This is a genomic window from Shewanella frigidimarina, from assembly GCF_003797125.1.
GTDB classification, from domain to species: Bacteria; Pseudomonadota; Gammaproteobacteria; order Enterobacterales; family Shewanellaceae; genus Shewanella; species Shewanella frigidimarina.
Genome location: NZ_RKKE01000001.1, coordinates 46535 through 62053, shown reverse-complemented (window position 1 = coordinate 62053; position 15519 = coordinate 46535). Strand labels below are relative to the sequence as shown.

Annotated in this window: 12 protein-coding genes; 4 read left to right on the top strand and 8 right to left on the bottom strand. The window is 38.8% G+C overall.

Annotated elements, in window-relative coordinates; translation table 11 throughout:
- Positions 1–135: 135 nt before the first annotated feature.
- The gene (locus tag EGC86_RS00280; RefSeq protein ID WP_011638215.1) at positions 136–1107 is read left to right on the top strand and encodes a PstS family phosphate ABC transporter substrate-binding protein; all 972 of its coding nucleotides are present in this window, start codon (positions 136–138) and stop codon (positions 1105–1107) included.
- A gap of 562 nt (positions 1108–1669) precedes the next feature.
- Positions 1670–3451: a M1 family metallopeptidase gene (locus EGC86_RS00275; protein ID WP_123776273.1), complete on the top strand. Its 1782-nt coding sequence runs from the start codon at positions 1670–1672 to the stop codon at positions 3449–3451.
- Positions 3452–5802: 2351 nt separating this feature from the next.
- On the opposite strand, the gene EGC86_RS00270 is transcribed toward EGC86_RS00275, so the two are convergent.
- Positions 5803–6288, bottom strand: coding sequence for a glutathione peroxidase (locus tag EGC86_RS00270; protein ID WP_011638213.1), 486 nt, complete (start codon positions 6286–6288; stop codon positions 5803–5805).
- A gap of 150 nt (positions 6289–6438) precedes the next feature.
- Here EGC86_RS00270 and EGC86_RS00265 point away from each other — a divergent pair, with 150 nt between their 5' ends.
- A complete protein-coding gene (locus tag EGC86_RS00265; protein ID WP_011638212.1) occupies positions 6439–7836 on the top strand; it encodes a magnesium transporter in 1398 nt (465 codons plus the stop codon).
- A 155-nt stretch (positions 7837–7991) separates the two neighbouring features.
- Here the strand turns inward: EGC86_RS00265 and EGC86_RS00260 are convergent, their stop codons facing one another.
- From EGC86_RS00260 to EGC86_RS00230, 7 genes are all read right to left on the bottom strand, one after another.
- Positions 7992–8153, bottom strand: a complete 162-nt coding sequence (locus EGC86_RS00260) for a hypothetical protein (RefSeq protein ID WP_041413129.1) — start codon at positions 8151–8153, stop codon at positions 7992–7994.
- Positions 8154–8307: 154 nt separating this feature from the next.
- On the bottom strand, positions 8308–9210 hold the full coding sequence (gene rfbD, locus EGC86_RS00255) for a dTDP-4-dehydrorhamnose reductase (RefSeq protein ID WP_123776272.1): 903 nt from the start codon (positions 9208–9210) through the stop codon (positions 8308–8310).
- Positions 9207–10238: a dTDP-glucose 4,6-dehydratase gene (rfbB, locus tag EGC86_RS00250; RefSeq protein ID WP_123776271.1), complete on the bottom strand. Its 1032-nt coding sequence runs from the start codon at positions 10236–10238 to the stop codon at positions 9207–9209. Before rfbB ends, rfbD begins: the two co-directional genes overlap by 4 nt.
- Positions 10235–10804 carry a dTDP-4-dehydrorhamnose 3,5-epimerase gene (gene rfbC / locus EGC86_RS00245; RefSeq protein WP_123776270.1) on the bottom strand — a complete coding sequence of 190 codons (570 nt, stop codon included), beginning with the start codon at positions 10802–10804 and terminating at the stop codon, positions 10235–10237. The genes rfbB and rfbC overlap by 4 nt, the downstream gene beginning before the upstream one ends.
- The gene (gene rfbA / locus EGC86_RS00240; RefSeq protein ID WP_123776269.1) at positions 10791–11678 is read right to left on the bottom strand and encodes a glucose-1-phosphate thymidylyltransferase RfbA; all 888 of its coding nucleotides are present in this window, start codon (positions 11676–11678) and stop codon (positions 10791–10793) included. Before rfbA ends, rfbC begins: the two co-directional genes overlap by 14 nt.
- Positions 11679–11755: 77 nt before the next feature.
- On the bottom strand, positions 11756–12184 hold the full coding sequence (locus EGC86_RS00235) for a copper resistance protein NlpE (RefSeq protein ID WP_123776268.1): 429 nt from the start codon (positions 12182–12184) through the stop codon (positions 11756–11758).
- Positions 12185–12459: 275 nt separating this feature from the next.
- Complete coding sequence (locus EGC86_RS00230) at positions 12460–13593, bottom strand: patatin-like phospholipase family protein (RefSeq protein ID WP_011638205.1); 1134 nt, start codon at positions 13591–13593, stop codon at positions 12460–12462.
- 356 nt (positions 13594–13949) lie between these two features.
- Between EGC86_RS00230 and EGC86_RS00225 the strand changes: the two genes are divergently transcribed.
- Positions 13950–15512, top strand: a complete 1563-nt coding sequence (locus EGC86_RS00225) for a response regulator (RefSeq protein ID WP_207893025.1) — start codon at positions 13950–13952, stop codon at positions 15510–15512.
- The last annotated feature ends 7 nt before the right edge of the window (positions 15513–15519 follow it).

The window sequence follows — 15519 nt, the reverse complement described above, 5'->3', positions numbered from 1 at the left end:
ATTTGTTTTATCAAATAAGTCAGTTTTACTGCTAGTGTCACACAACTGTCATGTCAATGTCATAGACTTGTCATCAATGAGGTCGATACTGACTACGTTTTAAAAACTTAGTACGCTTAATTCTGGAGCATTAAAATGAAACTGAACAAACTTGTCGGCGCGATTACTCTTACAGCCGCTGGCGTATTCTCAGCAGCATCTATGGCTGCTATTGATCCTACTTTACCAATATACGAAAAAACCAGCGGTGTTTCTGGTAACTTGTCTTCGGTCGGTTCTGACACATTAGCAAATATGATGACGTTATGGGCTGAAGAGTTCAAACATATTTACCCTAACGTTAATATCCAAATTCAAGCTGCAGGTTCTTCTACTGCGCCACCAGCGTTAACTGAAGGAACTTCTCAGTTCGGCCCAATGAGCCGCAAGATGAAGCCTAATGAAGTTGAAGCGTTTGAAAAACATTATGGCTACCAGCCAACGGCAGTACGTGTTGCAATTGATGCACTAGCCGTATTCGTACACAAAGATAACCCAATAACAGGCTTAAGCATTGAACAAATTGATGCGATTTTTTCTTCTACACATAAGTGTGGCGGTAAAGAAATCAACCGTTGGGGGGATGCCGGTTTAGATGGTAACTGGGCTGCAAAAGACGTTCAGCTTTACGGTCGTAACTCAGTGTCTGGTACATACGGTTACTTTAAAGAAAAAGCGTTATGTAAAGGCGATTTCCGTCCAAACGTAAATGAGCAACCTGGTTCTGCTTCAGTCGTTCAGTCTGTATCACAGTCATTGAATGCCATTGGTTATTCAGGTATTGGTTACAAAACTGCTGGTGTAAAAGCTGTCGCTATCTCTAAGAAAGGCGATAAGTTTATCGAAGCGACGGCTGCTAATGCTGCTGACGGTACTTACCCGCTTTCTCGTTACTTATATGTTTATGTAAACAAGCACCCTAACAAAGACCTATCGCCAATGGATCGTGAATTCTTACGCTTCGTATTGTCTAAGCAAGGTCAACAAATTGTTGAGAAAGATGGTTATGTGCCATTACCAACATCTGTGATTACTAAAGATTTAGAGAAAGTGGGTATCAAGCTTTAATTAGCGAACTTTCTGTAAACTTAAAAAGGCCTCTTTGAGGCCTTTTTTGTTTTCTTGCGTTGAAAAAAAGATAAAAAAAAGCAACCTAACTAAGAGGTTGCTGCTATTGCTAAGGGCAATACTGTCGATAGATTGTTACTACTATCAAATAGGAGAATGATGATGAACAAAAAAACGCTACTAGCTGTAAATAAAGTAATGCAAATTCGGTTCATATATTCAGACTAGTCATTTTTAAGTTAGTTCCCTTGGAGGTAAAAAAAAGTGCTTATTTTTATTTAAAAATAAATTTGAGTCGAAAATTCGGATATCAATGCACTGGTAAAAATTAAATGGGAAGCTATTTTTCGATAGGACCCATTAAGTTTAAAGCAGTATAAAGCGAAGATTGGCATTGCGCAGAGCCCACTTTGTTGCTTAATGAATCTATATGCTTTGAATTGATAAGCGTGGCAACTCTGAGTGATGAGGTTTTAATGCGACTTTTTACAGCATATTTTTAGATGCAAATGCTATTATCTTTGCTAAATTTCATGTTTTATTCTCTCGGTAAGGATTTTTTGTGACTTCAAAATGGGACGTACAACACGATTACCATTCAAGTGCCAATACTGATGCTTTATGCGTGCATCATCTTGAACTTAATATTGTGGTTAATTTTGACTTACAGCAACTTAATGGCATTGCCAGGTTACAGTTTACCCGAAAAATGGCTGCACTTTCATTAGTGCTAGATTGCCGAGACTTGATCATAGAAGATGTCACTGACAGCGATGCTAATGTGTTGTCGCATTATGTGACTGATGTGAATGCCATATTGGGTCAAAAGCTGGTTATTGATGTGGGGGAACACTTAACTGAGGTGGTCATCCATTATCGTACCTCACCAACAGCACAGGGGCTGCAATGGCTTACACCAGAACAAACGCTAGGAAAAAAATTACCTTATCTGTTTAGCCAATCGCAACCCATTAATGCTCGCAGCTGGATACCCTTACAAGATACCCCAAAAGCACGCATAACGTTTAATGCGACCGTCACCGCTCCGCAAGGTTTACGCGCGGTAATGAGTGCTGAAAATACACCAGAACTGCCAGATAATGGTGTGTTTGAGTTTTGCATGAACAAACCTATCCCAACACACTTATTAGCCATTGCTGTTGGAGAGTTAAGCTTTCAAGCCACTGGACCTCGAAGTGGTATTTATACTGAACCCGATATGCTTGCAGCTGCAGCTAAAGAATTTGAAGATACCGAATCAATGATCTTAATGGCAGAGTCCATACTAGGACCCTATGCTTGGGGCCGTTATGACATGATTGTATTGCCACCGAGTTTTCCTTTTGGTGGCATGGAAAACCCTATGCTGGCATTTATGACTCCCACCCTAATTGCTGGGGATAAAAGTCTTGTTTCAACGGTTGCTCATGAATTAGCCCATTCATGGACAGGCAACTTAGTCAGTAATGCGACTTGGCGAGACTTATGGCTTAATGAAGGATTTACCACTTACTTTACCAATCGTATTGTTGAAGCTATTTATGGTAGAGAGCAGGCAGAACTTGAATGGGTTATCGAGTACGGACGTTTGCAAGTGGAAATCGAATCTACTCCCTTAGCAAACCAAACTCTACCAGCCAATGTACAAGATCAAGATCCTAATCTGGCATTTAATCGGTTTACCTACGATAAAGCATCGATGTTTGTTCATGAACTGGAAAATCGATTAGGGCGGCCTTCATTTGATCGCTTTCTATTTGGTTATGTTGAGCATTTTTCGTTTAGCGCGATTACCACCGAAACGTTCATTGATTATGCAACACAGACATTGCTGGTGGAGCATCACGATAAATTAACCCTCTCAGAACTCAATGAGTGGGTGTACGGGCAAGGATTACCACTATGGTTTAAAGGCCCTACATCAAGCAGCTTGGATAAAGTTGATTTGGCTGTGGAAGCTATCGTCAAAGGCGCTTTGGCAAGTGAGTTGTTGGTGAGCGATTGGCGAGTTCATCACTGGCAATATTTTCTGACTCAATTACCGCTAATGGTAAGCCAAGTTACGTTATTAGATTTAGATGAGACTTTTACATTAACAAACAGTCCTAATGCAGAAATAGCGTGTGATTGGTATCGCGTCGCCATCCGTAATCATTATGATCCTGTCTTACCTGCATTAAGTGATTATTTATGCCGCATTGGCAGAGGTAAATTTGTAAGACCTTTGTTTGTTGAATTACAAATTGCTGGTTATCAACAAGAGTTGGCTGAAATCTATACAAAAGCCCGTGCTGGTTATCATCCTTCATTGCAAATTCAGTTAGATAATTTACTCAATTTTTAACAAGAAAATGTTATGACCTTTTTACATCAAAAAAAGACAAAAAAATGGCAGCCATATTGGCTGCCAAAATAACTCTTTACGGGTTGTCATTAACAATGCGCTAGCGTGTTAACACTTCCCAATGGGGATGATGATGAACATTAAAATGGTGTAGCAGTAACTCAATCCTAACTGAAGTTTGAGGTAAGAAGGATAAATCACTAAGCAGTGTAATCAATTAACTCCGGGGGAGAAGGCTAACTCATCATACTGCACTTACTTCAAACTACATTTTAATCATTACATACTTGTTCGTACAATAAATAAGACCGGGTGATATCAGGAAAGTTCACAAAGAAAATGACTTTTTTTAATTTATTTTTGTGATAGTCACTTTTTTGAGCTATCCGGTCGATATTTTTGGAGGAAGGATGCATTTTTTAAATTAGAAATAACGTTAGAGTTAACCTGGATTCGATAATATCGATTATTAAAGCGTTTGTAATTAGGTGCTTATGTTGATTTAAGTTCAGAGGTGAACTCAAGTAAGTTATTGGTTATGCATATGGCCGTGGTAAATGTCGCTGATGAGGCTTTTTGGTTTTATCAATGTAAAAGTACAAAATTAATCCAAAAAAAAGGGCAACCAATTTGGTTGCCTAAGTCGTTCTTTGTGGGGAGCGATTAACGGTGCGCTAGCGTGTTAATACTTCCCAAATAGGGATGATGATGAACAATGAACATTAAAACGGTATAGCAGTAAATCAATCCTAACTGAAGTTTGAGGTAAGTAGGATAAATCACTAAGCAGTGTAATCATTTATCTCCGGGAGAGGAGATTAACTCATTATGCTGCACTTACTTCAAGCTACATCTTTTTCGTACAATAAATAAGACCGAGCGTAATCAGGAAAGTTCACAAATAAAATAATTTTTTTTTATTTATTTTGTCAGAGTAGATTTTTTGATTTATTTGCTGATGTTTTCGAAGGGCTGGCGAGGTTTTTGAAAGCTAAAATAGCATTGAAGTGAACTGGAAATCGATACTGTAAATTTTTTAATTTTTTGGGATTAATTATTTAAAATTAGTTGTTTACTGTTAGTTTAGTTCTGAGGGGAGCTCAAGTAAGCTATTAGTTATGCATATGGTCGCGGTAAATATTGATGATAATGATTTTGGTTTTATTTGTGTAAAACACAAAATGAACATAAAAAAAGGGCAACCAATTTGGTTGCCTAAGTCGTTCTTTGTGGGTTGTGATTAACAGTGCGCTAGCGTGTTAATACTCCCCAAATAGGGATGATGATGAACAATGAACATAAAACTGTCGCGACAAGTAAATACAAAAGTCAGTAATCAAACCTTTGGATACACACTAAAACGTTGGAGGAAGACGCCTAGCGAGTAAATGTTCTTACTTGTTACCTATATTCTGACTAACGCTAATTAGAAAAGTTCATTAAATAAAGCAATAAATTTAAAAATAAATAATCGGTGGGTTTAATTCTTCTTTGGTGACCGAATATTGTGCTATGTGAACGATGTTAATCATGACATCACATCTGTTGTTTCGAGATCCTAAGCACTGGTTTTACAGAAAGATTTCGGGCTCTCAATATCGAAATCGACTTAGCGAAACTCATTAGCTTACTTACTGTCAGTTAAACGGTATCACTTGTTTAGGTGAGGTGATAAATATGTGCAGTGCTAGTCAGCTCCAACTCTTGATAACAGCTGGGGTAAATTGATGAGAATGGTTTTATGTCATGTTGGTAATATCAAACTTGCCTATTTTTGCTACTTGTCAATTTACGCTAGTAGGGCGCATTGACACATTAATAGCGTGTTGAGTTCAAGCCAATACACTCAAGTTAGGAGGCAAAGCTCTGTGTGATAGTCGGTAATTATCCCATGTTGAGTTCTCTATATAGAAAACACATCACTAGGCTAGACCTCAGCTAGATCATGCAACTCATTTTAGTTGAGTTGTGCAATCAACAGACATAAAAAAAGGCAATCAAATGATTGCCTATCGATCGACTTAGCGATCAAGGGGACCGCGCTAGAAGTCCCAGGGAGATGATGAACAAAAGTGAATATCACTGTTATTAAGTTTGAGTACCTAATGGTTTAAAAGTTCAATATAAATGTATATTTTTATCAAAATATGGATATTAATTTTATACTGATTATTTATCAGTGACTTAAAACTTGCACTTTTGTAATGAATTTATGTCGTTTACGTACTGCTATTGATGAATATCGTCTCGTACTAAGCTGTGGGTAAAAAGCTGGGTGATTAACATGACATCAATTACCCAAACCCACTTTCATTGATTCTCGGTACTCAATTACGCTATAGACGTTATGATTATCCAAGCAGTTTTTCAATGACAGCGTTGAGATCTTCTGGTTTTGTGGTTGGTGCATATCGTTCAATCACGTTTCCTTGTTTATCGACTAAAAACTTAGTGAAGTTCCATTTTATCGACTCACTACCTAAAAGGCCTTTGGCAGACTTTTTAAGATGTTGATATAACGGATGGCTGTTACTGCCATTGACTTCAATTTTACTAAATAATGGGAATGTCACGCCAAAGTTTAGTTCGCAAAATTGACTGATCTCATCTTCATTACCTTGTTCTTGTTTGCCGAATTGATTACAAGGAAAACCTAAAATAACTAAACCGCGATCTTTATACTGTTGATATAGTGTTTCAAGTGCTTTGTATTGTGGAGTGAAGCCACATTTACTTGCAGTATTAACAATAAGCAAAACGTTATCTTTAAAACTCTCCATAACAACATCATTGCCTTGAATGTCTTTTACGGAAATAGGGTAAATTGCTGCGGTCATGTGATGCTCCTTTATATGAAAGGTAAACTATAATGGGAAAGTGCTTAGCTGGCAATTAAGTTGTTGGCAACCTAATTTATCTGTTTGCTTATCAATATCAATTTCAATATAGTTGCGCATATTTTACTATCAAGAATTAAGGGCGGGCTGATGAGTGAATTAAAGAACGAACTTAGTTCTGAAGATGAAATCGACACCAGTTCACAACCACAGGCTGATGTCAGTCACGTGGTACATTTGTTAACTGAAGCCGAAGGTGATGAACAGGCCGAAGTGTTCAGTGAAATCTTGACTGAAGCAGAACCAGGCACAATTGCTTTATTATTAGAATCGTTACCGCTTGATGAACGTTATGAACGTTGGCAGCAAGTCGATGTTGAAGAGCGTGTAGACGTTCTAAACTTAATGCGCGCCGATCCTCGTTTAGGCATTGTTAAGAAAATGCCAGATGAGGAATTAGACTTACTCTTTTCTCAATTAAGTCCTGAAGACCTTATTGAATGGAGTGATTCATTACCTGACAACATTACCGATCGTGCATTAGCACAGATGGGTGAACGTCAGCGTAAGCATTTCGAACTATATGACCAATATTCTGAAAATGAAATCGGTCGTTATGCTGATCACCAGATGTTGGCATTAAGTCTTACATCTACCGTAGCACAAGGACAACGCTTTTTTCGTCGTATTGACTTAGATTGTAATGACCATCTTTTTTTAGTCGATCAAAACGATAAATATTTAGGTACAGTGCGTCGTTATGACGTTTTCAGAACTGCAGATCTTGATACTCAATTGCAGGTGTTAAAATGGGATGACAGCCGAGTAATATCTGCTGATTCATCTTTGATCGAAGCAGCCGAAGCCATTGAACATAGCCGCGAACTTGAATTACCGGTTGTCGATGAAGACGGTATATTAATTGGCCGAATGACACTGCGAACAGCTACAGCATTAGTGCGTGAACATTACGAAGCACAATTAATGGCAACTGCTGGTATGGATGAACACGACGATTTATTCGCCCCAATTGTGGTGGGAGCAAAGCGTCGTGCCGTGTGGCTAGGGATTAACTTACTCACAGCATTTTTAGCATCTGCTACCATCGGATTATTCGAAAATGTATTGTCGCAAGTCGTCGCGTTAGCGGTATTGATGCCAATTGTGGCTTCAATGGGGGGCATTGCAGGTAGCCAGTCGTTAACGTTAATGATCCGCGGTATGGCAATGGGTCAGATTTCTGCTGGTAACGTGATGTCGTTGATGAAAAACGAACTCGGTATCGGTGCGCTAAATGGTATGTTGTGGTCAATTGTCATCGGTATTATTGCCGGATGGTGGTTTAACGATACGATAATGGGTGTAGTTATTGCCTGTGCTATTTTAGTGAATATGGCTGTTGCTGCTATTGCTGGTGTGATGGTGCCGATGATCTTACAGCGCTTTAATCAAGATGCGGCGTTATCTGGTTCGGTTATTTTGACCACCGTAACCGACGTTGTAGGCTTTTTTACTTTCTTGGGATTAGCCACCATATTTTATCTGTAAAGTGGCAATACTTGTTACATCAGTAAACTACTGATTTAGCATCGTCCAAAGTTTTATTTAAATGGTCGTGAGTTCGTCAAGGCCATTTTTATTTCAACAAAAAAGCAAGTTGCAGGCAACTTGCTTTTTAAACTTGATGAGAAAATCCTGTTAAATTATTTCCACTTAGCAGGCGCGAACTCCATTTCTGCATTATCGTCAAAGTAACGGCGCTTAGTATCACGGCGGCGTTGCTTTACTTTTTTCGATTTTGGTTTTCCCTTGATGTTATCGCCCCATGGCGCATCATCTTCATCAAATTCAAATGAGTGTGACATTTTCAACATTCCAGATAACTGTACCTCTGTTGGTACAGCCTCTTTTTACCTAAAGTTAATGACAAGCTAAAGCGAAATATTTCATCCTTGATGGTAAAAATTATTGCACGTAAAGATGACACTGATATGACAATTCATTTTTTACTGTAAACAATCAAACTTTACTCAGCACCAGCTCATTAAGGCATTGAGCTAATTGTTGTTGCCAAGGTTTTGGTATGGCGAGTGTGTGTGATAAGCGGGTGTCTAACACACTGAAAGCGGGTCTATTAACGATAGAAGCATATTGTTCTGATGTAATAGGTTGTAAATAAATTGACTGAGGTAATAAGCCTAACGCTATTCCTTGTGTTTTGATCTCTTGAGCAAACTCATACCAAGTACACTTACCTGAATTACTCCAATGGTAAATCGCTGACCATTGTTTTTGTGAACACAGTTTCCACAGAAAACGTGCAAAATCGTCAACCATTGTCGGGCTGCCCGTTTGGTCGTTAACAACTTTGATGGGGTTGTCTGCGCTTGATCCTATCGTTTGTTGATTATGTGACTGCGTCATTAACTTTAGCATAGTGGTAACAAAATTATTGCCGCTGTGATGGTAAAGCCAAGAAGTTCGCACAATACAAAATAGAGCAGATTGATAGCTCAATAATGTCTCTTCGGCGAGTAATTTTGACTGCCCATAAGCATTAATGGCTGATGGTTTTTGTGTCACTGAATAAGGTGTCGATGAGCGACCATCGAATACATAATCAGTCGACAATTGAATTAGTTTGATTCCATAATGACTGGCTGCTTTTGCCATATACTCAACGGCCAATGCATTGATTTGCATTGCTGCGACTGGGTTTATTTGTGCTTTTTCTACGTCAGTATAAGCCGCGCAGTTAATGATGATATCGGGCCGATAAAAAGCTAACGCTTCATCAATAAGCTGTGGCTGAGTAATATCAACTTGTTGATGGCTCAGTTGGATTAGTTCTACAGTTTTGGGTTGAGCACGTTTTAAGGCTCTGGCGAGTTGACCTGTTTGACCAAACGTTAATATTTTCATTGATAGTGAGCCAAATACCACTGGACGGTTTGGCGTAAACCATCCGAGAAGTTATGTTTTGGTGTCCAATGCAATGTAGTAGCCAATTTACTCGCATCAATAGCATAGCGGCGATCGTGCCCCGGTCTATCAGTAATATGTTGAATGAGTGAGGAAAAACCATTGCTACTTGCCAACTGATGATTCGGCACTAATTGGGTTAGTTGTTGGCAAATTGATGCCACAACCTGAATATTAGTTTGTTCATTATTACCGCCAACAGTATAAGTTTCACCCACGTTACCTAAGGTTAATATCGTGATTAACGCTTCAACGTGATCATCAACAAAAAGCCAGTCTCGAACTTGTTGGCCATTACCATAAATAGGAATTATTTTACCCGCAAGGGCTCGGGTAATGGTGAGCGGGATAAGTTTTTCAGGATGTTGGTATGGGCCGTAATTATTTGAGCAATAACTGATCAAAGTTGGTAAACCATAGGTTCGATGCCAAGCTTTCACTAGGTGATCACTTGATGCTTTACTTGCGGAATATGGCGAACTTGGGGAGTAGGCGCTTTGTTCATTGAAATATCCGGTATCGGGTAAATCTCCGAACACTTCATCTGTCGAAATATGGTGAAAACGAAATTGCCTAGCCTTATCGCTAGATAAGCCATTATAAAATTGCCTGCTGGCTTCTAGTAGTTGATACGTGCCTACTATATTGGTTTGAATAAATTCAGCTGAGCCTGAAATGGATCGATCAACATGAGTCTCCGCCGCCAAATGCATCACGGCATCGGGTTGAAACCGATTAAACACTTCTGTTAATAATGTGCCATTACAGATATCACCTTCGATGAAATGATATCGTTCACTTTTATTTATCATCTTAAGGCTTTGAGGATTAGCGGCATATGTCAGTTTATCGATATTAATGACGCTGTGATTCGTAAAGCCTAGGATAAATCGGATTAATGCAGAACCAATAAACCCACAACCACCAGTAATCAAGATTGTGAGTGCTTGTCCGTTTTTATATGTCATTTTATGAGACCAAATGAGATTATCTTAGGGTTTATGGTCGGATTATCTTTGTCTGAGACGATAGGAGCAGGGTGCTGTTTTAAAGGCCATTGTATATTGAGTATGGGGTCATTCCATGCGATGGTTTGCTCATCGTCTGGTTGATAATATTGTGAACATTTATAAATAATATCAGCGATGTCAGACAATACGTAAAAGCCGTGTGCAAATCCTGCCGGGATCCACATTTGATAACCATTTTCGTCGGAAATTTCCTGACCTATCCACTGGCCAAATGTTTTAGACTCTTGACGAATATCGACAGCAACGTCAAAGATAGTACCTCTGGGCACACGGATTAATTTACCCTGAGGAAAGTGCTGCTGAAAATGCAGTCCGCGTAAAACATTGTTCACCGAGCGAGATTGATTCTCTTGAACGAGCTGAGGGACATCCATATTGTTTTGGATAAATGCATCACTAAAGCCATTTTGGCGTAATGTTTCCATAAAAAAACCGCGTTCATCAATGAACTTACGTGGACTAAAAATCATCACGCCTTCGAGGTGAGTGTTAATATATTTCATCAGGAAAGTTCTTATCTAATAAAGACAGTAGATACTCACCATAACCACTCTTTAGGAGTGGTTCAGCCAGAATTTTGAGTTGAAAATGATCTATCAATCCCATTGAATACGCTATTTCTTCAGGACAAGAAACTTTTAATCCTTGACGTTTTTCTATGGCAGCTATGTACTGAGTTGCTTCTGCTATCGCATCTGGTGTGCCAGTGTCTAACCAAGCTGTACCTCGGCTTAATATTTTAACATTCAGGTTATCGAGTTCTAAATATTGATTAATTACGTCGACTATTTCAAGTTCACCTCGTAGAGATGGGGTGACTGTTTTTGCGTACTCGCTGGCATGGCTGTCAAAAAAATACAGTCCAGGCATCGCAAAATGAGATTTAGGTTCTGTTGGTTTTTCTGTAATCGATATGACGTGATTATTTTCACTGAACTCAATGACACCATATGCTTGAGGGTTAGCAACATGGTAGCCAAATACGGTTGCGCAAGACATTTCATTTACGGCTTGCAATATATGTTGCAATTGGTGTCCGTAAAATAAATTATCCCCTAAAATCATTGCACAAGGGCTGCCAGCTAAAAAGGGTTCGGCAATAATAAGTGCTTGTGCAAGCCCTTCAGGCTTTGCTTGTGTTGCAAATTCAATGTTAATACCCCATTGATGGCCATTGTCCAAAAGTGCTTTGAAAAGAGCTAAATCTGAAGGGGCACAAATAAGCAAAATATCAGTAATACCAGCTTGCATAAGAGTGCACAAAGGATAATAAACCATCGGTTTATCGTAAATGGGTAATAGCTGTTTACAAACCACTTGGGTGATAGGGTATAGCCGAGTGCCTGAACCTCCAGCTAATAAAATGCCTTTTCTCATCAAACTTTCTTTAAGTGACTAATAAAATAATCTTAGCACAGCTAAGATCAATTAAGCAGGTTTGTTATTGATGTTATTCAGCGTTGGGGGGGGGATATTTGCTGGCCTAGTCCTTCGATTTTATCGACCCTGTATCGATCTGCGTCTGGGCCTTTAATTCGCCTAAATTTTACATCTAACAAATATAAATGATCGGAATAGACTTGATAAATATGCCCACGATCTAAAATGATAATATTACCGCTTTGATCCCATTTGAATGTTCCACTACCACGATAAGGATTGGGATCAGTGCCTAAACGAATTGTGTGGATGGTATATTGGTTCGGTTGGGTTAGTTCAAGAGTGGTATCCATCCCATCACAACTCGGACAAGGGAATACACCATGATATACACCTTGCCATTGCAAAGTTGTTTTACTACTTGAAGTGGTATCTATAGTTGAGATGTCTTGTTGGCCGCAACCGACGATTATTAATGCGATCATTATCCATAAATTTTTCATCTAAAATCCTTTTAGATACAAAATTGTCGCGCATGTAACGCTCGGCAGTTTTGATGTTCTGTGTCTCAAGTTAATGATTAACAATTTAAAATAATATCCACTTTTATGGAAGTGACTATGTAAAGCATGTCTATTTGACTCAAGTTAAACTTGTATGACGATGATGATTTTAGTATAGATAAGCAAAGCGCTCTTGCGCTTTTATTACCTATTGATCCCGATGCTAATTTCCGATGTTAATATATAGGTATATCATAGATTTTAAGTCTTAATGGTTAAACTTTAGTCTGTATATCGAAAAATTGTTTTATTTCATCAATTCTATCCATTGCATCTTGATAGCCTAAATCAATCAAGGTGGTGGTATAGCTTTTTTCGAATAATAAGTACGACACAATACTTGAGTCAGACTGTCTGTTAATACCAAATAATTTCAATAAAGTTTTGATTGCAAAAGGCATGTCATCATAAAACCGTTCCGCAATTCGGCTTAAATCTTGACTTGGTTTCATCACTAAAGTATCGATATGGCGTAAGTTCAAGGTTTCACGGTCTTGTGGGGATATCATTGATAAGGTGTTGTTGACCCGTTGCAGACGCTCTAAATCGCTGTTCAATGTATCCGAAAAAATGGTATCTAATAAATGTCCGGCGATTGTTGCTGTTTTAGGGTGATATTCAAACTCGATGGGAAAGTGTTTGTGTGGGCTGTCTAAATTAATCACAAATATTTTATTAGCGCCAAGGTGGATTGGGCTTGATAGTGGTGATAATTGATGGACAGACCCATCACCATAATAGGCTTGATTAAGTTTAATTGATGGGAATACCATCGGAATAGCTGAGCTTGCAAGTAAGTGCTCAGTATTTAATAAACTGCGAATACCGACTCGTCTAGCACGTTGCCAATCATCAATGTGTTCGTTACCTTGATAGAAAGTATATGAACGTGAATTGTTGTAGCATGAGGAGTCGATACTGATAGCTTTGAGTGCATCATTACCAATATTACGATCAATTCTTTTAAAATCGATAAGATTATTCAGCAACTCTCGTAAGGGTTGATTATCCAGCAGGCTACCTGCATCAGTATTGACTTTGTCATCTTGAAGACCTTTGATAGCCATTCGTCCCAAATGTCTCAACACTTGAGGGATAGACGTGCGATAGACTTTATGGGTTTCAAAATGACGCCACACCCAATCCAGTTTTTTTATGGCTAAATGGAAGCAAGATGCATGGGTTGCTATCGATATTGCATTAATGGCACCAGCAGATGTACCACAAATAATATCAAATGGGACATTATGATTGCGCGGGTAAAACTGCACTAGCGCTTTTAATACGCCAATTTGATAAGCAGCCCTGGCCCCACCACCTCCTAGTACTAATGCTGTTGATACTGGCAATCTCGATCCTTTAATCTGTTAAGCATGCTTGATTCTAGTATGAATTCTTTTTGTGTTATACACCAGCTACCAATAAGTCGACTATGTTATTTATTGTCTATACTTTATCAATATTCTATTTATTCTAGGCGTAAACCTCTTAAAAATGAACAGTAGAACATGGATATGATCGCCCCTGTACAAAGTAAATCGAGATAGATAATAAGATCTAAACTGGTTTTTTTCTCGTATGTCTATATTTACTTAAATGATGTGGATCAGGAATGAGCACATCATAATTTTTTGATGTTTCGATGGTTACGTGTTAATTTTTTGTTAATTAACACTCGTTGATAATCCAATTTTAAGGATGGCATGTGGCTCTGTTTAAGACAACATCAGCAGTATCGGTTGATAACGATACAGTAAATAAAGCAAAGCAACTTTCTCCTTGGAAGATTGCCATCATTGATGATGAACCAGGCATACATGATGTGACTAAGTTCGCATTGAGTCATTTTGAGTTAGAAGGGAGAAAACTCGCTTTTTATTCAAGTTTTAGCGCTGAAGAAGGATTCATTTTACTACGTGATGAGCCTGATATCGCGCTTGCATTTATCGATGTTGTGATGGAAAACGATCACGCGGGGCTCGATTTAATTGAACGTATTCGAGGTGCGTTAAATAATCACAGTACAAGGATTATTCTTCGCACTGGCCAGCCGGGCTGTGCTCCTGAAGAAAGGGTGATCAGAGAGTTTGATATCAATGACTACAAAGCAAAAACTGAATTAACCGCTACCAAACTTAAATCGTGTGTTTATGCTTCCTTGCGTTCATACCGTGATATTAAAACAATTGAACAAAGTCAGCTTGGGATGGAGAAAGTCATCCAAGCTTCTTCTTCAGTGCTATTAAGCCATACACTGCACAATTTCGGCAGTGCCGTTCTTGAACAAACATTGCAATTACTTAATTTGAATAGTTCAGCGCTCTATTTAACCAGTTTTCGTAAAGATCTCTACCAAGATACTCATATGAACCTATTAGCAGCGACTGGCAATATGGTCAGTTACTCTGAAATAGAAAATGTCCAATCACTTCCGGGTGAAGTAAAAGAGTATATTATTGAAGCCATTAGTTTAGAGAAGTCGATAGTTCACGATAATATTTATGTAGGCTTTTATAAATTTGGCCAAGATGTAACCAGTATTTTATACCTCCAACACGACAGCGCATTAACACCGTTGCAAGTCAGGATCCTTGAATTATTTGCCGCTAACGTCAGTCTGACCTTTGAAAACCTTTCAAGCAAAGAAAACGTCCAACAAACACAACGCGAACTGATCTTAATTATTGGTGATGCGATTGAGCAGCGCAGTAAAGAAACCGGTGCTCATGTAAGGCGTGTGGCGGTGATGAGTGAAATGCTGGCTAACTATATTGGTATGAACGATGATTTTGTTGAAACCATGCGCTATGCCGCCCCTTTGCATGATGTGGGTAAAATAGGTATTCCTGAAAGCATTTTACATAAACCAGGTAAGTTGACCGATAGCGAGTGGGAGATAATGAAAACCCATGCAGAAAAAGGCTACAACTTACTTGCGGCATCAAATCGTATCATAGCCAAAATGGGCGCTCGCATTGCCTATACACACCATGAACGATGGGACGGTAATGGCTATCCTCGTGGGTTAGTTGCTGATGCTATACCTATTGAAGGTCGCATTATGGCTATTGTCGATGTGATTGATGCACTTTTGTCAAAACGCAGTTATAAAGACGCCTGGTCAGCTGAAAAAGTAAGAGATTATTTAATTGAGCAGTCAGGTAAGCAATTTGATCCTTTGATGTGTGATGCCAGTTTAACCTTGCTTGATAAGTTTGTTGAGATACAGCAGCAAATGCCAGATGAACCTGCACAAAGCACACATTAAGCCAAAG